The sequence below is a fragment of the Geobacter sp. AOG1 genome (genome assembly GCF_019972315.1).
GTDB lineage: Bacteria > Desulfobacterota > Desulfuromonadia > Geobacterales > Geobacteraceae > Geomobilimonas.
On sequence record NZ_BLIZ01000001.1, the window covers coordinates 3330764 to 3355126 of the forward strand.

The 24363-nt window shown below is 57.7% G+C and carries 20 protein-coding genes and 1 riboswitch; of the genes, 10 read left to right on the top strand and 10 right to left on the bottom strand.

Annotated features, from left to right (window positions below; all coding sequences use genetic code 11):
• Positions 1–12: 12 nt before the first annotated feature.
• From LDN04_RS15150 to LDN04_RS15190, 9 genes are all read right to left on the bottom strand, one after another.
• Positions 13–1785 (bottom strand): peptidylprolyl isomerase, encoded by a 1773-nt coding sequence (locus LDN04_RS15150; protein WP_223912427.1) that lies wholly within the window; start codon positions 1783–1785, stop codon positions 13–15.
• 189 nt (positions 1786–1974) lie between these two features.
• A complete protein-coding gene (locus LDN04_RS15155; RefSeq protein WP_223912430.1) occupies positions 1975–3087 on the bottom strand; it encodes a hypothetical protein in 1113 nt (370 codons plus the stop codon).
• Positions 3059–3664 (bottom strand): GNA1162 family protein, encoded by a 606-nt coding sequence (locus LDN04_RS15160; protein ID WP_223912433.1) that lies wholly within the window; start codon positions 3662–3664, stop codon positions 3059–3061. Before LDN04_RS15160 ends, LDN04_RS15155 begins: the two co-directional genes overlap by 29 nt.
• 23 nt (positions 3665–3687) lie before the next feature.
• The gene (locus LDN04_RS15165) at positions 3688–5844 is read right to left on the bottom strand and encodes a hypothetical protein (RefSeq protein WP_223912436.1); all 2157 of its coding nucleotides are present in this window, start codon (positions 5842–5844) and stop codon (positions 3688–3690) included.
• A gap of 112 nt (positions 5845–5956) precedes the next feature.
• Positions 5957–7375, bottom strand: coding sequence for a YncE family protein (locus tag LDN04_RS15170; RefSeq protein ID WP_223912439.1), 1419 nt, complete (start codon positions 7373–7375; stop codon positions 5957–5959).
• Between the two features lie 112 nt (positions 7376–7487).
• Positions 7488–8462, bottom strand: a complete 975-nt coding sequence (locus tag LDN04_RS15175; RefSeq protein ID WP_223912442.1) for a hypothetical protein — start codon at positions 8460–8462, stop codon at positions 7488–7490.
• A gap of 170 nt (positions 8463–8632) precedes the next feature.
• Positions 8633–10027 (bottom strand): cytochrome C, encoded by a 1395-nt coding sequence (locus tag LDN04_RS15180; protein ID WP_223912445.1) that lies wholly within the window; start codon positions 10025–10027, stop codon positions 8633–8635.
• A 556-nt stretch (positions 10028–10583) separates the two neighbouring features.
• On the bottom strand, positions 10584–11990 hold the full coding sequence (locus LDN04_RS15185; protein ID WP_223912448.1) for a heavy metal sensor histidine kinase: 1407 nt from the start codon (positions 11988–11990) through the stop codon (positions 10584–10586).
• Positions 11987–12664, bottom strand: coding sequence for a heavy metal response regulator transcription factor (locus LDN04_RS15190; RefSeq protein ID WP_223912451.1), 678 nt, complete (start codon positions 12662–12664; stop codon positions 11987–11989). The genes LDN04_RS15185 and LDN04_RS15190 overlap by 4 nt, the downstream gene beginning before the upstream one ends.
• Positions 12665–12994: 330 nt before the next feature.
• Here LDN04_RS15190 and LDN04_RS15195 point away from each other — a divergent pair, with 330 nt between their 5' ends.
• From LDN04_RS15195 to LDN04_RS15230, 8 genes are all read left to right on the top strand, one after another.
• On the top strand, positions 12995–14296 hold the full coding sequence (locus LDN04_RS15195) for a nitrite/sulfite reductase (protein WP_223912454.1): 1302 nt from the start codon (positions 12995–12997) through the stop codon (positions 14294–14296).
• 31 nt (positions 14297–14327) lie between these two features.
• A complete protein-coding gene (thiF, locus tag LDN04_RS15200) occupies positions 14328–15140 on the top strand; it encodes a sulfur carrier protein ThiS adenylyltransferase ThiF (protein WP_223912457.1) in 813 nt (270 codons plus the stop codon).
• A 287-nt stretch (positions 15141–15427) separates the two neighbouring features.
• Positions 15428–16663 carry a nitrogen regulation protein NR(II) gene (locus tag LDN04_RS15205; protein ID WP_223912460.1) on the top strand — a complete coding sequence of 412 codons (1236 nt, stop codon included), beginning with the start codon at positions 15428–15430 and terminating at the stop codon, positions 16661–16663.
• A gap of 2 nt (positions 16664–16665) precedes the next feature.
• Positions 16666–18015: a sigma-54 dependent transcriptional regulator gene (locus LDN04_RS15210; protein WP_223912463.1), complete on the top strand. Its 1350-nt coding sequence runs from the start codon at positions 16666–16668 to the stop codon at positions 18013–18015.
• 177 nt (positions 18016–18192) lie between these two features.
• On the top strand, positions 18193–18525 hold the full coding sequence (locus LDN04_RS15215; RefSeq protein ID WP_223912466.1) for a hypothetical protein: 333 nt from the start codon (positions 18193–18195) through the stop codon (positions 18523–18525).
• Positions 18526–18680: 155 nt separating this feature from the next.
• Complete coding sequence (locus LDN04_RS15220) at positions 18681–19220, top strand: DNA-binding protein (protein ID WP_223912482.1); 540 nt, start codon at positions 18681–18683, stop codon at positions 19218–19220.
• A gap of 45 nt (positions 19221–19265) precedes the next feature.
• Positions 19266–20126 carry a transporter gene (locus tag LDN04_RS15225; RefSeq protein WP_223912485.1) on the top strand — a complete coding sequence of 287 codons (861 nt, stop codon included), beginning with the start codon at positions 19266–19268 and terminating at the stop codon, positions 20124–20126.
• 35 nt (positions 20127–20161) lie between these two features.
• Entirely contained in the window at positions 20162–21016 is an 855-nt protein-coding gene (locus LDN04_RS15230) for a hypothetical protein (RefSeq protein ID WP_223912488.1), read from the top strand.
• A gap of 147 nt (positions 21017–21163) precedes the next feature.
• On the opposite strand, the gene LDN04_RS15235 is transcribed toward LDN04_RS15230, so the two are convergent.
• The gene (locus LDN04_RS15235; RefSeq protein WP_223912491.1) at positions 21164–21655 is read right to left on the bottom strand and encodes a thioesterase family protein; all 492 of its coding nucleotides are present in this window, start codon (positions 21653–21655) and stop codon (positions 21164–21166) included.
• 235 nt (positions 21656–21890) lie between these two features.
• Positions 21891–21995: riboswitch (SAM riboswitch) on the top strand.
• A gap of 75 nt (positions 21996–22070) precedes the next feature.
• On the opposite strand from LDN04_RS15235, the gene LDN04_RS15240 reads away from it, so the two are divergent.
• The gene (locus LDN04_RS15240) at positions 22071–23213 is read left to right on the top strand and encodes a PLP-dependent aspartate aminotransferase family protein (RefSeq protein ID WP_223912494.1); all 1143 of its coding nucleotides are present in this window, start codon (positions 22071–22073) and stop codon (positions 23211–23213) included.
• Between the two features lies 1 nt (position 23214).
• Positions 23215–24351, top strand: coding sequence for a PLP-dependent aspartate aminotransferase family protein (locus LDN04_RS15245; protein ID WP_223912497.1), 1137 nt, complete (start codon positions 23215–23217; stop codon positions 24349–24351).
• The last annotated feature ends 12 nt before the right edge of the window (positions 24352–24363 follow it).

Sequence of the window (24363 nt, forward strand, 5' to 3'; positions counted from 1 at the left end):
CCTAACCTTTGATTAGTTGCTGCCGCTCACAAGATATACCTTGACGGGGTAGGCTTTTCTCAGCTTCTCCGACCAGTCGTCTACCGTTTTGTTCAGCTTTCCGGCGAACATCTCGTTGAAGATTCGTTTACGCTCCTTCTCCAGGGCGGAAGGGGTCTCCGGGACGACTTTCTTCACCTGCAAGACATAAAAGTAGCCCTCGGGAGAGGCATACAGCCTGATATCCTCTTCCTTAGCGCCTTGTACCGTTTCCCGGATCCCATCAGGAATCGTATTTATCGACAGGAGCTTCCCCGAGAATTCCAGCAGGTCCTCGCTTTTCTGCTTATCCACCTGCCCTTCGGCATTGTTCTTCACCCAGTCGAAATCGATGCCTTTCTTCAACTTCTCCATGTTCTCCTCGGCGGCGTTCTTTTTCTGGAAAACCAGCCCCTGCACCTTCACCATGGCTGGAATGGTGTAATCCTTGATGTGCTCCTTGTAGTATGCGGCGATGTCGTCGTCTGTCACCTTGACCTCGGGGGCGACGATCTTTTTGATGAATTCACCGAAGACAATGGAGTTGCGGTACTCGTTCACATCGTGCAGGTATTCGGCGGATTTGTCGATTCCCTGGGCCTTGGCTTCGTTGATGAAAGCCACCCGGTAGATGAGGTTATCCAGCGCAACCCTTTTCACCGTATTCACCTCTTTCTGCTTAATCGCCTCGTCAATACCGTGGTAGAACCTGCCAGCCAGAGCATCCGCCAGATCGGCGACGGTAATTGGATCGGCCCCCTTCATCCGCGCAACCACCCGCTTGTCGGCGAGCAGCTTCTTGAAGCCGGGTTTCGCCGCCTCGAAATCGAGTTGCTTGAGCAGCTTTTCGTTTATAGTGGCGTATTTTTTAGCCAGCGTGCTGTTGTAAGTGGTAAGGACCTCGGTTCGCTTGACCTCCGCCGCCTTTTTCTCTGCTGCCTCCTGTGCCTGGGTGTCACCGGCAGGGTAGCGGACGTCCTCCAGCCTGATGACCGTGAATGCAGGCCCGATGGGAATCACCTGGCTAACCGAACCGACTTTCATGGCCGATACGGCATTGGCTACGTATGGCAAGAGGGCTTTGGGCTGTATATACTGCCCTTCTTTGACCCCTTCGGCTTTATGGCTGTCGATCAGCTTGTCGGCAAGCTCGTCGAACTTGCCGCCGGCGGCGACCTCCTTGACCAGCGCGTCGGCATCCTCCTTCTTGTCCAGCTTTACCGACCGTATCTTCCATTCCTTGACCGCATCCTTGTAAAACTGCTCCACCAGTTTGGCGTCAGGGGTCACTCCCTTGAACTGCTGCACTTTGAGCATGTCCCGCATGTGGTCCATCTTGAAAGCATCGACGGCGATCTTTACATCTGGAGTCTCGTCGAGTCCCATGTTGGCAGCCTCGGCAAGGATCAGCCTGGAGTTGATCAGGCGGTTCAGCACCTTGAGGTAGTCCTTCTTCAGTCCGGACCTGGCGTCGGTTGCCTGTTGATGCAGTCCCATGAGAGCTGCCTTCAGTTCCTCAAGGAGGATCGGCTCGTCATTTACCGCGGCGACAGGAGTCTTGTCAAAGAGTGCAGAGAACACGGGGAATTTCACCCCGATCAGCGATTCTTCTTCCGGTTTCGCCCCCTTCGTATCCGCTTCCTTCGTCGCCTTTACAGCGGCTTTCGCTCCATCACTCTTTGGCTCCGGGTTTGCTCCGAAGACTGACGTCGACCCGATGATCATCACCCCTGAAAAAATCGCGATACGTGAAAATACTTTTTTCATATGGCCCCTTTACTTTAACCTTGCCTGATCTCACTCTGATCTCACAGGTTTGGCTGGATAATGATACGTTTCCTTCTATTTCCGCTTTGTAACATCACCTAATTACCGGCTGTATGTCAGTGAATTATCACGATTAATTATAGTACCGGCTGCGACAAATTCAATGTCCGGGCCGGACTCATGCCTTTACTAACGTGGTACAAGTTGCCCGACGATGCCGCGCACCATCTCCATCGCCAGGCCGCACGCGGTGTTGATCCTGCCCAGATCGAAGAAATGGACACGCTCGTCACCGGTATTATAACTGTCTGCAGAAAGAACGAGCATGTGGCTCTCTCTGTCGAGGATGGCCGTGGAAAAATCCACGGTGGGGATGCCGGACTCCCCCCGCGCATCCTGGTAATCAAGGACTTTTCCCGTCAGAAGCATGTTTGCCCGCAACACGTCAAAAATCACATCGGCGTTGGCGTTAGACACCCCCCCCTCCATAATGAGCCGGTGCTGGAGAAGCTTACTCCTCACCATCCCCGGCTCGACAACGTGAAAGTTGCCAAGCCGGTGCAGCTCCTGGACGAAATGTAGGGCCATGATCTCTCCCGCATATTTTCTGCCACTCCGGTTGTAAAGGGGCAGAACGACGATGCGAAACTGTTTGTCGGCGGCAAGCGCCTTTCGATAGAAGCGCCGCGGCGGAAATATCTTCTGCGCTCCCCGCTGCTCTCCCCTGAAACCGACAGCGAAGTCAGCGGACAGGGAACGGGCTAGCTGGCCGAACGCCTTGTCGGAAAGTGTTGCCGCTTCTCTGATCAAGCCGGTGTCGAAAATGCCCGGGGCATCGTTTCCTGCCAGGGCAGCGCTGTCCATCCAGAGAATCTCCGGATCATTGCCGGTACTGACAAGCCTGGAGGTAACGGATATTTTCGGGGGAAAACTATCCGCGTAATACTCCAGGGATGAGACGAGTACGCCCTTCACTCCTTCTTCCTCGGCAAAGGCCTTGGCTAAATCTTCGTCGATGCCGCCGATGTTCCGCATGCGGTGCCGGGCCATGAAACGGTCAAGGGATGCATCAGGAAGTATGTCGAAACCGGCGGCCTTCACGTTCCCCGCCAACTTCAGCCCCAACTCTTTTAAGGGGGCCTTGCCGCCGCTCAGATTATCGATAGGCAAAACGGCGATGCGGTACCCTCCACCCGTCGGTGCCGACTTCACCATCTCCTTCTGTCCAGCGCAGCCAGCTATCAGAAAAAGCCCGACCAGAGCCGGCAACAGCTTATGGTAGAAGCTTGTTGATGAGCTCATCTATAGCCTTTTCCGTTATGACGTTCATCGGCACTCCGCCGCCGCCGAAAAGCCGGTCCGTTACCCCTACCCCCCCCTTGGTCGTCGAGGCACTCCAGATCACTCTTCCGGTCTGGGTTTCCATCATCTGCAGACTCAGAGAGATGACGTTGCCCACGGCACTACCCGACCTCACTTCACCGTATTCCTTTACGGTGCCGGTAATAACGGCATCCGCCTTGATGAAGCTTCCCAGCTTCACTATCTCTTCGGTGGAAGGCGCAACGGGGTTGCTGATCCCGGCCCTGACGATGCCACGATTGACTTCGCCAACCGGCACCACATAAACGGCTCCCGTGGAAAGTAGCTCGGTTATAAACACGTCCCGTGCTCTATCGCCGGCAGCATTGTCCCTGGACAGATTGGCAAACGGCAAGACTTCGACAGTGCGTATCGAGCCGAAATCCATATTCGTGTCGCGGAAGGTGTCCGAAGACTGGAAGGTAGCGCAACCAGCCAGGGAAAGCATGAACAGAAGCAGCACCGCTTTCCGGAACGACTGTATCCCTTTTGAATCCCATTTTCTCGTGAACCACATAGGCACAAAAACTCCTGCGATAATTAGAATGACAAGCGCAGCATCATTGACAGGTAATCGGATTTTGAAGAAGACACCAGCGAATCAGAGGTAAGCAGCGAATAGGAAAGACTCAGCATCGCTCTCGGCGCGACCTTCCAGCTGAGAGAGGGGGTCAGGCTGGTGTTTTTCTCGTTGTTCAGGCTGTTGACGTTTTCACTATAGGCAAAGTTGAACTGGAGATTGCCGTCGGGAAACGGCGACCAGGTGCCACCGTAATTCTGCACATACTGGGCTTTCCTGCTTTCCGCCTGCTGGACCCCCAGCGAGGCGAACAGGTAAAGATTGCTGAACGGCCGATAGGTGGCCCCCATAAGGCCGCTCTGGCTGGTAGTAGTGGTGGATGCTGCGGCTGCCCCCGAAAGGGTGGTGATGCTCCGGTTGTAGCTCAGGTTGAAGCTCAGGTCCTGGCGGGGAGTTATGCTGGCCCCTCCAACGAGAGACAGGTTTCCCGACTCCTGTCCGGTCAGGTTGGTGGAAAGGCTGTATCCCGTCGACAGGTTGAAGGCGACCCCTTTGTATGGCTGGGCCAGATTGGTGAGATAGACCGAATTGCTGTCGGTGGTGCCTTTGGACGAGTGATCGATCCTGCCGCTGTAAACAAGGGTATTGCTCAGTCCGGCAAGAGGGGTCGCCTTCAGGGAGGCGTTGTACAGGTAAGCATAACTTTGCTGCCCACCGGAAGACAGGTCTTCCCGCCCGACACTCGCCCCTACGGAAAATATCCTGTTGAGCCGGTGATCGAGGATCAGGCTGTTGTCCAGGATATACGTGATCCCCCCTCCCGTGGTATCGGCAAGGGAAAGGTTCAAGCTGTGGTAAAGAGAAGGGGAATCCAACAGCCTGGTCCGGACATCCATGTTGAAATTCTGGCTCACTTTAGCCGATGTCCCCTGCACCTGTGCCGCGGCCTGGCTGAGAAACCCCTGGAATTCGGTGACAAATATCCGCTCCGGGTTCTGGAACGAAGGGTTGGTAAGAGCCGTGCTCTGGGGTAGGGTATTGACCACCACCTTGATGAATCTCGTCTTTACGCTGTTGTTCAGCTTCAGGGTGAAGCTGTTCTGGAACGGTCCGAAGGTGGCCGGCACCGTGTTTGCTGAATTGGCTGCCACCGTGTTGCCGTTCTGGTCGATCTGGGTCCAGTTGTCGGTACTTGCATTCCTTACCCAGACCTGCCAGCTGAAGGCGCCCGCTATGGCCGACGGCAATTGCCGGTCGACCCAGATGAGGATCTTGTTGATCTCCGTCACGTTTAAGAAATCGACGCCAATGCTCCATTTGTTGCCGGTATCGACAGCAGCGGGGACCACGCCGAGGTTGATGCCGGCGGTAGCAGTGAAGTTGCCGTCCTTCAACGCAGGATTGTCCACGTTCTGCTCTGCGGTGCCCTGGGAAGGGTCACTGTTCGAGGCGGAGATGCCGCTCTGGGGAAAGAGCGGAGTATCCACAAAGCCGCCGTTACCCGCCGTTGTCGTGGATTGCAGGTAGGTCACATTGTAGTGGGTATAGAGAGAAACCCGCTGGTTGAAAAACTGATCGGCATAACTGACCGATCCATTATGCAACAGCGACGTATTGTCGGTACCGTGCAGATTGTCCATGGAATCGGTACCGGTGAATTGGTAGCCAAGTTTGAACATGTTGTAGGTGTATTGGGAACCTATGGTGGCCATATTGGTCGTCGTATCCTGGCTAAGCCGGTCCACGTCAAAGGTATTGGCATGGGAGAGTCTGACGGTGAGATCGGGCAAACCCGCCGGCCGCCATCCCAGCGTGACATGGTAATCCTCGTTGACGGTGGCCGGAGTTGTCTCACTACTCCCCGTCTGCCAGCTCTCGGTTCTGCTGTATCCCAGCCCTGCCTGGTAAATTGTATTGCTGAGCATGGCGTCGATGTAAGGGGAAAGGGTCGTGGTTCTGGAGTGGGGACTCGTGCCCAGGTCGTGCAGGGTAGAGATGTCCTGGAGGAACACCGATCCGGCGGAAATCCTCAGCAGGGGAAACGGATTGGTATCCAGGGACAGATTGTATTTATGCATTACATCGCTCCCTTTGCTGTCCGAGGTGACCACCCCGTTCGCATCCTTAACTTTACTACGGGACAGGGTTACGTCCAGTTCCGCACTTCCGCTTATCATATCGGCCCACGACTTTCCGGGCAGCAGACTGCCGAAAATTGCAATGGCAATGGCTGTGCATATACATACCGAGGCCGGTCCAACCGCCCTCATCCGGGAAAACTGCACGGAATTACCTCTCCCCCATAAGGGATATCCAGAAAGGAGCTTCCTCCACGTCAAATTCGGCAACCACTTCCCGCGTGACGAGGTTGACTACCGCCACCGTTTTTCTGTCGCTATTGAGCACATAGAGGTTGTTCTGCTCGCCGTCGATTGCCATGTGGACGGCGCCTCCACCCGTGTTAATGCTGGAGATGGAGACGAAGGTTGAAGGCTCGTATACTTCAATGTCCGGACCGAACCGTTTGCCCACATAGATCAGGTTGGTCAGGGTATCCAGCTTCATGGCTGCCGCCCCCATGCCGATGCGATAGCGCTGTTGCAAAGCCAGCGAAGGAAAAGGGCTCATCAGCCGTATAAAGGGGCTCATCTCATGGACCGTGTAGAGCACATCCCCATTCCTGTTGAACTGTCCTCGCGCTTCCCCAGGCTCCGACGTGATGGTTGCCGCAACGGATCGGGAAGCAATGTCGATGACCGAGATGTTCTGGGAAAAACTGTTGAACACATAGGCCCGGGCCCCGGCAGGATCGAGCAGGATCGAGGTCGGGCTGCTGCCGACCGTAATCCTGGCCAGTTCCAGGTAAGAAAGGGGATCGAGCACGCTCACCGTGTTAGAGCCGGTATCGACCGACAGAAGAAGCTTTCCGTCGGGCGTCAGGGCAAGCTCCTGGGGGGCGTCCCCCGACTTCAGGCGGATGCGGTTGATGACCTCGCCAAGATTTATGTCTATCACCTCGACCGCATCGTCACCGGCAAGCGCCACATAGGCCCTGCGTCTCGGCCGGTCGAACGCCATTCCCTTGGGACCGGAGCCGGTGGCAATCACCCCCACCACCTCCTGGTACTGCTTGTCGAAGACGGTGATGGTATTGGCAGCGGAATTGCTGACGTAGCCCATGAGTCCCGTCACCGGCCGGGGCGCCGGAATAACGGCGAAGACCGGGCTGAAACTGTAACCGGTCATGACCGACTGGTCGTAGTTGAAGGCCAGGGACTGGAAGGTGGCCCGTTTACGCGTAACAGTGAAGCGACAGTCGATACGGACCGGCTTTTCCGGGACAAGAAGCCTCTCTTCCCCCTCCTCGTCCTGCAGGGTCGCCCCGGTGACCCCCATGGCAAGAGCGACATATTCACCCGGGGGAAGCTGACCTGAAGCGAAAAAGCGCTGCCGTTTGGCGAGATCGTTGGAGAAATCCTTGAAAGAAAGCTCCAGGGGATACTCGCTGCCGTCGTCTTTCACCGCTAGCACTTGTGACAGGGCAAATTTCAGGCGCCGCGCTTCGTGGGGAATGGGACGTACATAGAGGACGAGCTCTCCCTGCTCCGTGAGGGGAGGCTTGACAAGCATTCTCTGTGCCTGGCAACCGGCGAGAAGCCAGGAAACGGCAAACAACGCCAGCACTATGTTCAGGTAATATCGTTTCACGGCAAATCCTTTACAGAACCACTGACCCGACCAACTGCATGCTGTTTCAAACCGTAACTCCTGGGTAAATAACCTTACGTGCTGCAGAAGACATGGCCGCGTTGGAATGCGTCTATTCCGAAGCAAAACGGTAGACGCTCACCCCACGGTTGGCGCTCTGGGAGACGTAGACCAGATCTCCCAGTACGGCCACTTCCATAGGGGCGATGAGGTTCCCTGTGGCAAATCCCCGGTACCCGTACTCCCCAAGGAACTTGAAATCATCAGTGCGGTCGAAGATCATGATGACGCAGCGCAGGGTGTCGGCCACATACAGATGCCCCTTATCGTCCGCGGCAACCCCGCCGACGACGTTGAACTTTCCGGGGCTGCTCCCCCGCTGTCCGAAAGATTTGAGCTTCTTGTCCGGAGAGAGCAGGTACACCTGTGACTGAACCGGAATAGAGAAGATGATGGTGCCGTCTCCGTCAATAGTGAAACCGCGGATATCGAAGTCGCTTCGCTTTTTGTAATTGACGCCGATAATGGACGCGAAGGAGAAGCCATCCTCATACCTGCCGCGGAGGTCGGTCATGAGGACCTTGAACTGCTGGGTATCCACCAGGTACAGGTGACCCTTTCGGCAGAAGATCCGGTCCGGACGAAAGTCATCCGTGAACAGAGGGGACAGCCCCTCCAGCTTGAGCTCCTCCTGGAGAGCTCCGCGGAAATTGGCCACGAAGACCCGGAAATGGGTCCCGATATTAGAGAGGAGATAGATGGTTCCGCTGTCGTCGAGGGTAAGGCCGCGGATGACGCCGAATTCGCCGTCGTCGCCGAAAGAATGCACGACGAGACCGCTTTTATCAAAGACGTCAACCGACTGGTCCGAAGGATTGACGACGTACAGTTCTTTTTGCGCCGTGTCGATGCCGAAGTTTACCCAACTGGAGGCAATGGGACCGTTGAAATTGGAGAGATTGTAGAGATAATCAAGTTTTGCCTCTGCATTGACGCCGGCAAGCAGGAAAACTGCCAGCAGCAGCCACTTCGCCACCGTCGGCAAAGCGTCGGCAATAGATTTTTTTCTCGTTGTTGGTTTTTTCATAAACATTGCTGTTGCCCGCACTCAGGGATTACAACCACTTCGTCCCGTTACGTGAAAATCTGCACTACTGACAAAAGGGGACCGTTAGCACAACCGGCCCCCCTTTACTAACATTGGAAAATTTGCCGGGGGCAAAGCCCCCGGCATGCATAACATACGTAATTAATCGATTAGTCTTTAGCGTGGCACTTGTTGCAGAGCGAACGCTGATCGTAGGCAAACTTGCTGGCCGGGCGGTCGTACATGGCGGCCTGGTAAACTGCCTGGTTCATACCGTTGGAGTTCTTGAGCGAATCGGAACCGGCAGCGGCGGCGAAGTCAGGCCATGCGCCGGCGACGGTGAGGAATTCGCTGTTGTTGTTCCAGCGGGTCATGCTGTTGAAGCCGGTGGCATGGGCGCGGTGGCAGGAGAGGCACATGACGTTTTCAGCGCCGGTCGTGGGGCCCGCAGTCTGGGTGCCGGTGGTGTCCGCATGGGCAGCCAGGGTAGCGATGACGCCAGTCCCTTCCTCGTACGGTACGAGGGAGCTGTAAGAAGCGGCCTGGGTGCCGGTCAGATCGCCGGAGGATTTGTAGGCGTTGTAAAGAGCGGCGATGGTGGTGCCGGTGGCATTGCCGTTCAGGTCATTGGCGGCGGCGGTCAGCTTGGCACCGTTGCCGGCCGGGTGGATAAGGGCGGTGTTGGCGGCGTTGGTGTTGTCGTTGTGGATCGACCGGTGGCAGTTGGAGCACCACTCGGACATCCCCTGGCCGTAAGCGACGCGGGTGTCGGATGTTCCTTCAGTTCTGTTGTAGGCGCTGGGAGCAACGGCAACCGGCGGGTCAGCGTTGAATGCCAGCGGGTTGCTATAGGACATCTGGGAGTAGTTGGCACCACCCAGGAGGCGGTACACACCGGTAGCCGTGTTAGCGTCGGCTACTGCACCGTAGGAACCGGACGCGCCGATCGGCAGAACCTTCTGACCCGGTTTGGCATAGGCGATGGTGCCGTTGGCGTCGACGATGCGGGCGCGGCTGTGGGGATCGTGACAGCTTGCGCAGGAGAGCGCTTTCGCGTCATACTGTCCGCCCGGGGCGGTCAGCAGGGTGGCGTCGGCAGTCAAGCCGTAATCCTGGGCAACTACGTTGTGGCCATGGCGCTCGCCGATGCTCTGGGCAGCATAGCCGGCTTTCGGGAAGGTCTGGGTCAACCAGGCGAAGTCGCCGCCGGGGGTACGCTCGACCGGCGCAGCAGCGTTGACGGCTGGAGCGGGGAAGGTCATAACGTGATAGCCGCTTCCGGTGGCATCGTTGGCAGCATGGCAGTTAAGACAGGTGGAGCTGTCGTCGGAGCCCTGGAGCAGGAAGGCATTGCCCTGGAACTGAGTGGTGGAAGCTTTGCCAGCGGCGTTCCAACCGGTGAGGGCAGTGTTGCGACCGCCGGACATGGACTTGTTGCCGGAAGAGTTGTGCATGGTATGGCAACCGTCGCAGTAGGCGACGCCGCCGTCATGGAAGGCGAAAGCGCTGCCCGAGGCCGCGAGTGTCAGCATAGCTGCCGCGACTAGAATCTTCGATGCGTTCATCTTTTTCTCCCTTTCTTGATCTTGTGTTTGGTTTTTTCTTTCATTTCCGCTGATTTCTTCATACTGCTGGTTACGTACTGCCCATTGATTACCCTTTCGCTGTAACCACCCCCTTTTCTTTGTGCACTGCAGGACCAGTCGGTGAAAACCCGGTAGGCCCTGCCCCCTCCGTGCTGGCATCGCCATGATGACGCCAAAGGTGTCGTCATCATCCGATGTATGTTGTGAGTAACGACCCTGATCTCACCGTTACCCGATTGTTATTGGAAATTAACCGTTTTGTCCGCCACGCATTTTCTTTTCATACGTATATTGGCAACTGCCGTGCCCGATTCGTCCGACATATGCCGAGGAAGACATCCAACGTTCGGATAACCACTGAAATGATTTGCATTTTTCAAAATAAAAAAAAGGTCCCGGAATCGGGACCTTTTGGTACAGGGAAAAGAAAGGATGGTGTTTTTCGGAATACAACCGGGGTGGCGGAGAAAAGTACGGAAAGTGCCGCACGGCAAGATTACAACAAGATTACGATTTCGTCATCTTCCAGAATGCATCATGCGGTGGGAGGAGGGAACCGGAGGGTAAAGGTGGTCCCCCGGTCCAGTTCGCTCTCGACGGTGATCGTACCACCATGGATCTCCATGATTGCCTTGGCGGTGGGAAGCACCAGCCCCGGCCACATGGGCGACAACTGCTTGGACCGGCCGTTCCGGTAGAGACGGTCGAATATGCGCGGGAGGTTCTCGGGAGATATGCCGCAACCGGTGTCGCTTATACGGATTTCAGGGGAACGGTCCTCCCTGTAGTGCATCGCCACCGCCACCCTGCCCCCCTCCTTGTTATAGACAATGGCATTATGGAGGAGATAGCCGAAAGCCCGGCGAAGCAGTTCCCGATCTCCCCTCAGGAGCACATCACCCGTACAGTCGAACGTGATGCCATGCTCTTCCACCAGTGGGCCGTAATATTCCCATATACCCTCGACCAACTCACAGACATTCACCTCTTCCGGTTTCAGTTCAATCTCGTGTCTGTCGAACCGGGCAAGAAACAGGAGGCTTTCGATCAGCCGCGTAAGGTGCTGGCACTCCTCCAGTTCCGACTCGATCACCCGCCGGTACTCCTCGGCGCTCCTCTGCCGTGACAAAGCCACCTCCGCCTCTCCCATGAGGATACTGATGGGGGTCCGCAGTTCGTGGGCAAGATTGGCGCTGTAATCGGAAAGGCTTTCGAATGAATTCTTGAGGCGATCGAGCATGCCGTCGAAAGCCGTTGCCAGCACCCGGAGTTCTTGGGGAAACGACTCTTTGTAGATACGTTCGTCCAGATTGGACACAGTAATGTTCCGGGCGGTATCCGTGATCTCCCGGAGAGGCCGCAGGTCCCAGCGCGCGATAAAGACGCCGGCCCCTGCACAGAGTAAGACCCCTACAAGAAGCACCGCCAGGAGCTTATGGCGATAATCCGCCCTGATTTTTTCCACCTGGGATATTTCCAGCACCACCTGGACAAGCCGCTTCCCCCCCCCCGCCAGAGGGAACCAGGCCGATTTCAGCACGTACAGGTTGCCGTCGGCAAACCGCTGCGCCTTCATATTCCCTTTGAAAGACTCCGCAGTGAAAAGTTGCGGTGGAACCAGCTTCTGCATCACCGGGGTTTCCAGCAGGACACGTTCACCCTCGTCCAGAACCCGCTCATAATGACGGATATATTCGGCGGGTACATGTTCGTACAGAACCTCCTTCTTTAAGGCCTCTTGATCTCCCTTCTGCAACAGTTCCCCGATGAGCTGGACCTGGGAATCGAGATAGCTTGCGTTGCGCCTGTCGAAAGAGCTGATCAGCCCCCAGTACATCAGGACGGTAGAGGTCAGAAGTATCAGGAACGTGAACAGGGTGTAGTGGACCGTCAGCTTGCCGACGAGGGAAAAGATACGGGGAAAGGCCAGTTTGTTATTCATGACTCACGCTCTTCCAGAACATAACCGACCCCCCGGACCGTATGGATCAGCTTCCTGCCGAAGGGGTCATCGACTTTCGCGCGCAGGCGCCGCATGTGCACGTCAACCACATTGGTGTCGCTCTCGAATTCCATGTTCCAGATCCGCTCGGCAATCCGGACCCTGGTCAGCACCTCGCCCGTCCGCCGCATCAGGAGCGATAGGAGGGCGAATTCCTTTGGGGTGAGATCGAGACGCTTCCCTGCACGTTTGGCGGTATGGGCAATCGGGTCCATCTCGAGGTCCCCCACACGATAAACGTCATCGTGTTTGGCGGGACCGTGACGAACGATGTTCCTGATGCGGGCGATGAGCTCGGAGAAGGCAAAGGGTTTCACCAGGTAATCGTCTGCCCCCAACTCCAATCCCTTGACCCGGTCCGGCACCGCATCCCGGGCGGTCAGGAAGATAACGGGGATTCCCTTCCCCCGATCGCGGATCTTTTTCAGGACCTGCCACCCGTCCAGATTGGGGAGCATGACGTCGAGGATAATGAGGTCGAACTCCCTGGTGAGGGCGAGGTTGAGCCCCTCGTCCCCCTCATGGGCGACCTTGACGTTCATCCCGTTCTCGGAAAGCCCCTGTCGCAGATAGGCGGCTGTTTTCACATCATCTTCAACGACCAGAATACGCATGGTGCATCCTTAACCTAACTTCATCTATATATTAGTATAACAGATTACCCGTAAACAATCGATGCAAACGCCGTGCCTTTTCCCGACCACCTTTCGGCGAGAATTGTCACACAACATTCAGATTGACAATAATCCTGAACGTCGCATGCAACGACCTAATCTTGACTATATTAATAAGCAACAGGTTCAGCCAAAACACCACTTATCCTCTTGACAAAGGTGAAATCCTGGAAGAACATGGTGGCCACAAGTCTCCGAAAGAAACCAGTTGAAAAAGACCGGCGTTACGGTCTATCTTCACATCTCACATGATCACGGAAGGGATTCACGATGACGACACACGGCACGGAATATCGGCTTGACGGCATTTACCGGCAGCGCCAGGAGGGCTTCCTCATGCAACGGGTCAAGCTGCCGGCGGGGGCGATTTCCGCCGGACAGGCGCACGCCGTTGCGGAGATTGCGGAGCAGTTCGGTCGGGGGCTGGTGCACCTGACGGTCCGCGGCAGCATTGAAATCCACTGGATCCGGGAAGAAAGCCTTCCCGACGTAAAGAGATCACTCGGCCGGGCCGGGCTCACCTCCCGCGGGGCCTGTGGTGGAGCGGTCCGCGGCGTTACCTGCAACAGCCAGGGAACGACCGGCTTTCCAGTTCTGGAATCGCTGGCGCGCCGGCTACACCGGCACTTCACCGGCAACCCCCGCTTCGAGCGGCTCCCGAAGAAGTTCAAGATCGGTATCGAGGCGAGCACCGCCAAGAAACGGCACCTGATCCAGGATGTGGCGCTTGTCCTGGCGCGGACGGAAGGATGCCAGGCATGGTACGACGTGTGGATTGCCGGAGGGCTGGGACGGGAGCCCCAGGAGGGGTTCCTGCTGGCTGAGGCGGTGGCGGAAACGCGACTCATCCCCCTGATAGAGGCGATCATCCGGGTCTATGCAGCGCACACCCCCGCGGGGAAACGGCTCAAGCACCTGGTGCGGGAGATCGGGCGAGAAGAGCTGCTCCGGCGCATAGAGGCGGAACCAACCGCCCACGAAGAGCTCCCCCCCGTCACGGGGCTTCCCGAATCCCTTGTTCCCGATGACATGGACGGGGGAAACCACATCGAGGTGCCATTCTTCGCCGGGGAGATGACAAGTGCCAATCTTCGCGACCTGGCCGTATTTGCCGACACCCACGCCGGCGGCATGCTCATGGTGTCCGGCACCCAGAACATGGCCGTCACGCTTCCGGCCGGCAGCGATACCGATTCTGGTCGGGACGCGTTGGTGCGGACCGGCTTTACCACTGACACACGGGAGGCGCGGGTGACCTTCCGCATCTGCCCCGGCAGCCACGAATGCATCATGGGGCTCACGCCGACCCGGGACGTGGCACGCGAAGTCATCGACGCCATGGGCCCCGTAGCGGAGTCCCTCACTTGGGCCATCTCCGGTTGCCAGAACTCCTGCAGCCAGCCCCAGCTCGCCGACATCGGCATCGTTTCCTCGCGACTGGTGACGGGGGAAGACGGCCAGCGTTCCCCCAGGTTCGACATCTATCGGGCCCAGGAAGGGGGCTTGGGGATCAAAACGGGGGAAGCCCTCGACAAAGACGCCCTGCTTGCCGAGCTCAAGCGACTCGGCTGAACGTCCGTGCAAAACTCCGGAGACGGTATCCATGCAGATAAAGGTGAATGAACAGAGGGCCGACGTGGCCGACGGTGTGCGGGTCGATGTCGTCCGGGACCGGTTCAAGCCGGGGGCCGACCTGGTCATCCTGAACGGCTTTCCGGTCCCCCCCGACACGACGGTCAACGAGGGGGACGAGCTCTACCTGATCCGGCGGGGGGAAATCCCGCCCCGGGAGGAGCTCGAGCACCTGCTGGTCGCCCGCCACACCCCGCGGGTCTATGAACGGCTGAAAGGTTCCCGGGTGGGGATCGCCGGCGTGGGGGGGCTCGGCTCCACCGTCGCCGTGGCCCTGGCGCGGGTCGGGGTAGGTGAGCTCGTCATCGCCGACTTCGACGTGGTGGAGCCGTCCAACCTCAACCGGCAGCAGTATTTCGTCGACCAGCTGGGGCGCTTCAAGGTAGACGCCCTCACCGAGACGCTGCGCCGCATCAACCCCTATGTCGCCGTAACCCCCCACCGTATCCTGCTCGACCCGGACAATGTGCCGGCCGTTTTCGCCGGCTGCAGCGTGGTGGTGGAAGCGTTCGACCGGGCAGACATGAAGAGCATGCTGGTGGACTCCGTCATCACTAACATGGCGGACGCCATGGTAGTGGCCGCCTCGGGACTGGCGGGGTACGGCCCGAACAACACCATCACCACCCGGAAAATCTCCCGCCGCCTCTACCTCGTGGGGGATCTCACCTCAGAAGCCCAACCGGGGAACGGCCTCATGGCCCCCCGCGTCGGCATCGCCGCCTCCCACCAGGCCAACCAGGTGATCAGGATTCTGCTCGGCGAAACGGATGACGTCGGGTAACCAGAAGTCAATGCACAATCACTTTGGTACCTAATGCCGTCGTGGATGTTCACCTGCAAGACTTCACGGCGCCTTCATATCTGCAGACCGCCTTCGGATCCCCTGCGTCAGACTCAAGACGTGCGAAAATCGGTAGTACCTCCCCGAAACGCTGAGAAAGGTGGTAAACTCAACGATACGGCACTAACTGCAGCCGAGCAGTGGTTGGTGTATCCCTTGGGGAGGTAAAACAGAAGGGGCGAGCCGGGAAAGCACGTGTCCCGGTTGCGCTCTGACTGCAAAGCCGGATGAGAAAGCTCGTACTCTTAGGCGGAATTCTTTTATCCGCTGCCCTTACCTGGTTTGCCATAAGCAATTATCTGAGCGCCCGCCCGGTAGCCGAGGAAAACCTGCGCGGGCTCGCATTGTCTCTCACCGCCGCCATAGAAAACATCGCCCTCCATGATCCCTCATTGCGGAATCTCAGTACCTTCCGGACGCATGACATAGCATTTTTCGCCCTGGTGGATCGGCAGGGTCTCTACCGCTTTCACACCAACCCGGACCTGATCGGCACGCCTCTCCAGGGAACCATGCCACGAGCTACGCTTCAGGATGGAGCGACCTCCAGCACACGGATTACCCTGCGCACGGGAGAGAACGCTTTCGAGTTCAACTCTCCCCTGTATCTCCCCGGTGAGACACTCGCTCTCCGGCTGACGCTCCACACCTACCGTGCCGACGCCGTTATCCGGCGCGCCCGGCTAAATATGACAATCCTTCTCTGCCTCCTCGCCGCAGGCTGGATCTTGGCCGTGGCGCTCTATCGCCTGACCCGGCGAGAAGAACGGCGCCAGCTTGAAATGGCGCGGCGGGAAAACCTGGCACAACTTGGCGAGATGGGCGCCATGCTCGCCCACGAGATCAGAAACCCTTTGGCAGGCATCAAGGGATATGCCCAGATAATCGAGAAAAAGCCGCAGGATGAGCGAAACAGCGGCTTTGCCCGGCGCATCGTGGCGGAAGCCCAGCGCCTCGAAACGCTCGTCAGCGACCTTCTCGCCTACGCCAGAAGCGACCGTGCAATGGCCACGGTAGATATGTGCGAGGTCATAGCCCATACTGCGGCTTTTCTTCGCCATGAAGCGGAACAACTCCATGTAAACATCATCACTGAATGCCCGGAAGGGATGCTGATTACCGGAAACCGGGACAGATTGGGCCAGGCCCTGCTCAACCTGGGCAAGAACGCCATCCAGGCCATGCCTGAAGGCGGCACGCTCCGGATAACGGCAGGTGCTGATGGCAAACAGGTGGTGATCAGGGTGAAGGACAGCGGACACGGTATTGGCCCGGGCGAACTGCCGAGGATTTTCGAACCGTTTTTTACCACCAAAGCCAAAGGAACCGGACTGGGATTGGCGCTGTGCAAAAAAATCACCGAAGAGCATGGTGGCAGTATCGAAGTGCACAGCACTGTGGGGCAAGGGACGACCGTATCCATCACCATTCCTGTCCGCAGGAATCACCAAGGCAGGAGTTGACCATGAAGGGACACATTCTACTGGTTGAAGACGATGAAACCTTCAGGAGTTTCGTGCAGACGATCCTGGAGGACGATGGCCACGAGGTACTGACCGCCAAAGATGGGCTCAGGGGGTTGCATCTGTTGCGACAGGAAAGTTTCGATCTGGTGGTAACCGACCTGAAGATGCCCGGCAAGACCGGTCTGGAGCTATTTCGCGAAACCAGGCACGACCCGAATCCCCCCTTGTTCATCTTCATAACCGCCTTTGGCAGAGTAGACGAGGCGGTTGGCGCCATGAAAGAGGGTGCCGTGGATTTCCTCACCAAACCGTTGGAAAATCCCGATACGCTGCTTGCCCTGGTAAACCGGGCAATCGAAAGCCAGGGGCGTTCCCGGGAATACCTCTCTCTCAAAGAAGCGGAAGCGTCCGGACTGCCACCGGAAGAGCTCATCTTTGCCGGGCAGGCAATGAAGGTGGTGCAAAAACTCGTGCATGACGTGGCCTCCACCACTGCCAACGTGCTTATTTATGGAGAAAGCGGCACCGGCAAGGAACTGGTGGCCAGGACCATCCATCTGCTCAGCCCACGAAACAGGGCCGGCTTTGTCCCCCTCAACTGTGCCGCCATCCCGGAAAATCTCCTGGAAAGCGAACTCTTCGGCCATGAGAAAGGTGCGTTCACCGGGGCAAGCCAGGCGCGACAGGGGAAATTCGAGCTGGCCAAAGGGGGAACCATTTTTCTGGATGAGATTGGCGAGATGCCGCCGCCTCTCCAGGCCAAACTGCTACGCGTCCTTCAGGAGCGGGTTTTCGAGCGAGTGGGAGGCAGTCGGGAGATCAGGGCGGAGGTACGGGTGATAGCCGCCACGAATCGTGATCTTCAGGAAGAGGTGGCACAGCGGCGGTTTCGTGAGGATCTCTACTATCGGCTGAACGTCTTTCCTCTCCAACTCCCCCCTTTACGGGAGCGGATCGACGCGCTTCCGCTCCTGGTTGATTACTTCCTGCATCGCTTCAGCCGTCAGATCGGCAAAAAGCTCAAGGGGGTCGAACCCGAAGCACTGACCGCGATGAAAACCTATCCCTGGCCGGGAAATATCCGTGAGTTGCAGAATGTCATGGAACGGGGGGTGATCCTGGCCAAGGATTTCATCAGGCGCAGCAATCTTCCTGACGAAGTGGTGCGCAGCAACGGGCAGGAACCCCGCGAGGGCAAGGACCTGCTGAAATCGGTGGAGAAGGAGATGATCGCCAAGGCCCTGCGCAAGCACGGGGGGAATCGACGTCTGGCCGCAACGGAATTGGGGATTTCCCGCCGCACGCTCCAGTACAAGCTTAAAGAATTCGACCTGCTCGACGACAAGTAACGGAGTGCAAAACCGTTCACAACAGGTGCAAGAGCTTGCACCAAATTATCTTCAATATTTCCGTACCACAAGCATAAACATCATTAATATCGGCAAGTTATAATGCCGCAAGATTTTGGCATGGACCGTGTAATACTTCCTCCCGCAGCACAAAAACTTTTGGGGAGGAACACACCAATGAAAAGATCCACCGCACTTTATGCAGTAACGGCCATCGCAGCTCTTTCTTTTGCCGGTCAGGCTTTCGCCAGGGGAGGAAGCATGGGAGGCGGCCAGGGCCATGGCAGCACGGGTGGCACTCATCAGATGGACTCGTCCATGCCCGCTGCCGCCGACAATGGCATGCAACAGCGCACCATGCAGGGTAGCGGACCGGCTGCCGGATCCGGCCAACAGACCATGAAACAAGGCGGTTCCGGAACCAGCGGCGGCCATCAGACGGGGCAGACGCATGCAAGCGGCACGGGCGCGACGACAAAACAACAGCATGTCGCCGCGTCAACCAAGTAACTTCCACGCAGATGAAAAAAGGATACTCAGGTATGCAAAAGTTTATGATGTTGATGTTGTTGTTGTTTGTTTTTGCATCATTGACCGGCTGTATGGGGATGATGCACGGGATGTAATGGCCCATTCGTAGTTTATCAACACATCTGGAGTGACACGTGGTGACCACAGGCCGCTTTTTTTCAATCATCGTTTGGGCAACCATTCTCAACTGCCTGCTGATCGGTACCGTCTTCGCCGGGTTTTTCGGCAGCGATGACAAGGGAAAAAGCGGCCTGGACTTTAACCGTGGGTACGACGTCAACACCGTAAGTACCATGTCGGGACGGGCGATTTCACTTCCCTACCCTGGGGAGAAGGAAAACATCATCGTCGAAATCAAGAGTGGTAACGAAACGTTTCACATCTATGTGGGACCGCACGCGTACTGGGAGAAGAAAGGAATCGTCATCAACTTGAACGACGAGATTACGGTCAAGGGCTCCAAAGCCCTGGGGCTCGACGGTAAATCCTATGTTTTGGCACAGAAGCTGGTAAACCGGACCACCGGCGCCCAGATGGAACTGCGCAGCGACAAAGGGGAACCCGCCTGGTCCGGAAGGAACACGAGCGGCATGCGGTCGGAGAGCCCTGCCGGAGGCATGAGAAACCAGGGTGGGGGCATGATGCGAGGCGGTGGCGGGATGATGCGGCGCTGATGCAGTTGCTGCCCGTGAACAGATGGGGAAGATAAGGAGATGAACATGGGAATTTCAGGAAAAATCGCTGCGGTAACCACCCTGCTGCTACTCAGTATGCCGGTCGCCGGTCGCGCTGAAGACAAGACGGCCTCGGTGGGACTCGGCTTCGAGTTCACGTCCGGGGACTATGGCACCGGTACCACAACTAATTCGGTCTTCATTCCGCTGACGGTCGAGGTCACTCCAACGGAGCGCTGGGGAGTCTCCCTGGAGGTCCCCTATGTCTATCAGAGCAATACCAATGTGATAGCGGGACAGTTCAGGCAGATGCAGGGGGGGACGATGACGGCGCAGGCAGTTGCGGCTGCGATGACCGGTTCGGGTTCAGGAATGGGCAGCGGCACCATCCGTTCAAGCTCCAACAGCAATCCGTCACAGGCACAAAGCGGCATCGGCGACGTTACGTTCCGGACAGGCTACGTCATCCTCAAGGAGGGGAATGCCATTCCCCAGATTCGTCCCAATCTCTTTGTTAAATTCCCCACCGCCGACAAGAACAAAGGGCTGGGAACCGGGGAGTTCGACGAAGGATTTGCCGTGGAAGTCTCCAAGTGGTTTGGGGACTGGTATACGTTCATTGAACCCGGCTATACCATCCAGGGAAAATCTCCTGACCTTGCCCTGAAGAATTACATGAGCTACAGCGCCGGCGCGGGCTACCAGGTCACCAATAATTTCCGTCCCATGTTCATACTCAAGGGAGCCACTGCGCCGGCTGACGGCTCATCGTCTCTTCTGGAAGCACGATTGAAGCTGAAATACCAGGCCACAAACCACACCGGGATCGAGGGCTATTTCGCCAAGGGGATCACCACGTCAAGCCCCGACTACGGCACCGGCCTGGCCGTTTTCTACGATTTCTAACTACGTTCATACCATAAAGGTAAAGGAGTTGTGACATGAAAAAACTGATTTCACTACTTGGCTTGGTGGCAATCGGCATCACCACCGGGTGCGGCGGCAGTGGCAGCACCACCCAAACGACAGCCGTCAGCGGCGTCGTTGCCGACGGCTATCTTAACGGAGCAGAAGTATTCCTCGACAAGAATGGCAACTACCAGTGGGATGCAGGGGAACCGAAAACCACGACCGGCCCCGGCGGCACATACACCCTGATGGTGCCTGCCGCAGATGCAGCCAAGTACCCGGTCGTGTGCAGGGCAATTGCGGGAACCACCATTGACGAGGATACCGGTACGACCGTATCCGGCAGCTATGTCATGTCGGCGCCGGCAGGTGCTACAGACTTTGTCAGCCCGATGTCCACTCTCATCCGGGAAAAGATGGCGGCAAATTCCGGCATGACCATGACCGATGCCATGACCCAGCTTCGAAACCAGCTTAACATGCCGACCGGCGTCTCTATGCTCGGCAATTACGTGGCCGGCTCCCAGGGAGGAGCAAACGCTGCCCCGTACCAAGCCATGCGCACAACAGCCCGGCAGATGGCGGGGCTCATGGCCGGACAAGCGGCGCTCGTCATGAATGGCAGCAGCGTAAACGTCAACCGCTACCGGGGCATGATGGGGACGATCAATACAAACATGCCCGCCATCTATGCGAATGCAACGAGCGGTTCAGGCATGAACAGTCCCTTCATGACCAGCATGCAGAACCTGATGCAGACGCAGTTGGCGGCCATGCCCATGTCCGGCGGGTTCATGAACTTCTCGGGGATGTTTCGCAACATGACAAGCCATCAGTATTTCTGGAATTACTCCGGCGGACAGATGCTACCCGGCAAAATGATGTGATCTAACGATCGGGGTGTCTGCTCCGGAGGTCATTCCGGGAACTGCCGCACAATTCATCAGTAGCCACGAAAACGCCGTGGAACCTCGACATAAAAGGTTTCACGGCGTTTTCGTGAACAATGGTGGCTATATCGTGTTGAACGAAGGTCAGCTGATGACGTAGGCAGCCGTACCGGTTGCAATCAACAGTCCGGCATCGTTTTTCAACTCCATCTGCACGGAGGCAATACGCCCGCCCAGGCGCACAATTTTCGCACTGGCGTGGAAGCTGCGGCCAATACCTTGGTGCAGGTAATCCACCCGCAAATCAATGGTACCGAAGCGACCAAAACGCGTGACAATCTGCTCTGCCGTTTCATATGCATATTTTTCGGCAACTGCCACGGCAACGGCAAAGCCGCCAACCGTATCCAGTGCCGTCGCAATGACACCTCCATGGAGCCGGTTATGAAGATAGCTGCCGACCAGTTCCGGCCGCATGGCGAATGCAAGACGAGGCGATTCGGGGGCAAGGGACTCGACGTGAAGACCAATAAGCTCATTGAAGCTGAAGCGATGTTCAAAGATATCCATGAACATCGCCTCAAGATGTGCCTGCTCCTCCGGAGAGCGGCGAACGGCTGTACTCGAAGAATCCATAATCATATTCCCCTTCGGTTGCAGTAGTTACTGGCAAATGCGACTATCATTTTTAAAGATGGATTACTTTTCTTTTCCCCATGATTACCCATTTGCGCACTACGTGCAAACATATTTGTCATCATATCCAAGGTCGTGTACTCTAACAAACAGTTGCTGACATAAATGGTCAAAAATTAAATTGACATTCACACGTACGTTTAGTAAAGTTCAGACAACAATTGAATAGCAGCATTTCTTATCTAGAGCGACCGAGGGACAGGCCCGGTGACGTCGCGGCAACCTCCCGTCAGGGAAGGTGCCAATTCCTGCGGAACCGAGAGGTTCCGGGAGATAAGGGAGCGCGGATCACTTACGTAAGCTAAGAATCCCCTTCCGAACCCCGGAAGGGGATTTTCTTTTGTGGAGGTAGTACATGAAGATCGCAACTGAGACAGCACACATCGGGCTGGAGTGGGATACGCGGACCGGAGCCGTCACCGTCCCCATCTACCAGACCGCCACCTTCCGCCATCCGGGGCTGGGCCAGAGCACAGGCTACGACTACAGCCGTTCCGGCAATCCGACCCGTCAGGCGCTGGAGGAGGGGATCGCCCGCCTCGACGGCGGTGCGCGCGGCTTCGCCTACGCCTCGGGCATGGCGGCCATCACGAACCTCCTCTTCCTCTTCCAGCGGGGCGACCACCTGGTGGTGACGGAAGACCTGTACGGCGGCACCTACCGTCTCTTCGAGCAGATATTTCCCCAGTACGGCCTGGAGTTCAGCTATGTGGACACCACCGACCTGGAAGCGGTGAAAAACGCCATCCGGCCGACCACCCGCGCCCTCTTCGTGGAATCCCTCACCAACCCGCTCCTCAAGGTCGCCGACATCGGCGCGCTGGCCACGCTCTGCCGGGAACGGGGGTTGCTTTGCATCGTGGACAACACCTTCCTCACCCCCTACCTGCTGCGCCCCTTCGATCTCGGGGCGGACATCACGGTCTACAGCGGCAGCAAGTACCTGGCGGGACACAACGATACGGTTTGCGGCCTGGTCGTCGTGAAGGACCCGGTGCTGGCCGAACGGGTCTACTTCCACCAGAACTCGGCGGGTGCCGTGCTCGGTCCCCAGGATTCCTGGCTCACCATCCGGGGGATGAAGACCCTGTCGGTGCGCCTCGACCGGCAGCAGGAGAATGCCGGGAAGATCGCCGCCTGGCTGCGCAACCATCCCCAGGTCCGGAAGGTCTACTACCCCGGCTTTGCCGACCACCCCGGCCATGACATACTGAAGCGTCAGGGGAAGGGATTCGGCGCCATGATCGCCTTCGAGGTGAACGAACCGGCCCTGGTGGAGCGGTTGCTTCTCCGGACGAAACTGATATCCTTTGCCGAGAGCCTGGGGGGTGTCGAGACACTCATCACCTTCCCCTCCGTCCAGACCCACGCCGACATCGAGCCGGAAAAGCGCCACAAACTAGGCATCAACGACCTCCTCCTCCGGCTATCGGTGGGTATCGAGGACGTGCAGGACCTGATCGACGACCTCGACCAGGCATTTTCAACGGAGGAATGACATGAAGTTCGCAACCCAACTGATCCATGGCGGCCAGACCATCGACCCGGCGACGGGCTCGCTGAGCCTCCCCATCTACCAGACCTCCACCTTCGCCCAGCAATCGGTGGACCATTTCGGCAAATACGACTACGCCCGCTCCGGCAATCCGACCCGGGAGGCGCTGGAAGAAGCGGTTGCCCGACTGGAAGGAGGAACCCACGGATTCGCCTTCGCCTCGGGAATGGCGGCCATCTCCTCAACCTTTCTCCTGTTCGCCCCCGGCGATCACCTGGTGGTCTGCGAGGACGTCTATGGCGGCACCTTCCGGGTACTGACCAGGCTCTTCAGCCAGTGGGGACTGGAGGTCACCTTCGTCGATGCCACAAACACCAACGCAATTGCCACGGCCATCCGGCCGGAGACGAGGGCACTCTACCTGGAGAGCCCTTCCAATCCCCTCCTGAAGGTCACCGACCTGCGCGAGGCAGCCGCCTTGGCTAAAGAGCACGACATCCTCACCATCGTCGACAATACCTTCATGACTCCCTACCTGCAACGACCGCTGGAACTGGGGTGCGACATCGTTCTCCACAGCGGGACCAAGTTCCTCAACGGCCACAGCGACGTGATCTGCGGCTTTGCCGTCGTCGCCGACCCCGATCTGGCCAAGCGGCTCGGCTTCATCCAGAACGGCTTCGGCGCCATCCTCGGCCCCCAGGACTGCTGGCTCGTGCTGCGCGGGCTCAAGACCCTCAAGATCCGGATGGAGGAGAGCCAGGCCACTGCCCGCCGGGTCGCCCAATGGCTCGCGGAACAGCCCCAGATCTCCCGGGTCCTCTACCCCGGCCTGCCGGACCACCCGGGCCACGCCATCCACAACCGTCAGGCGGACGGTCCCGGCGCAGTCCTTTCCTTCGAACTGGCGAGCTTCGAGTTGACGAAGAAGCTGCTGGAGCAGGTGGAGCTGGCGGCCTTCGCGGTGAGCCTCGGCGGGGTGGAGAGCATCCTCTCCTACCCGGCCAGGATGTCACATGCCGCCATGCCACCGGCGGAGCGGGCTGCACGCGGCATCAGCGACACCTTGGTCCGCCTGTCGGTGGGACTGGAGGACGCAGACGACCTGATCGCCGACCTGGGGAGGGTGCTGGCGGGATAGGGGAAAATTCGA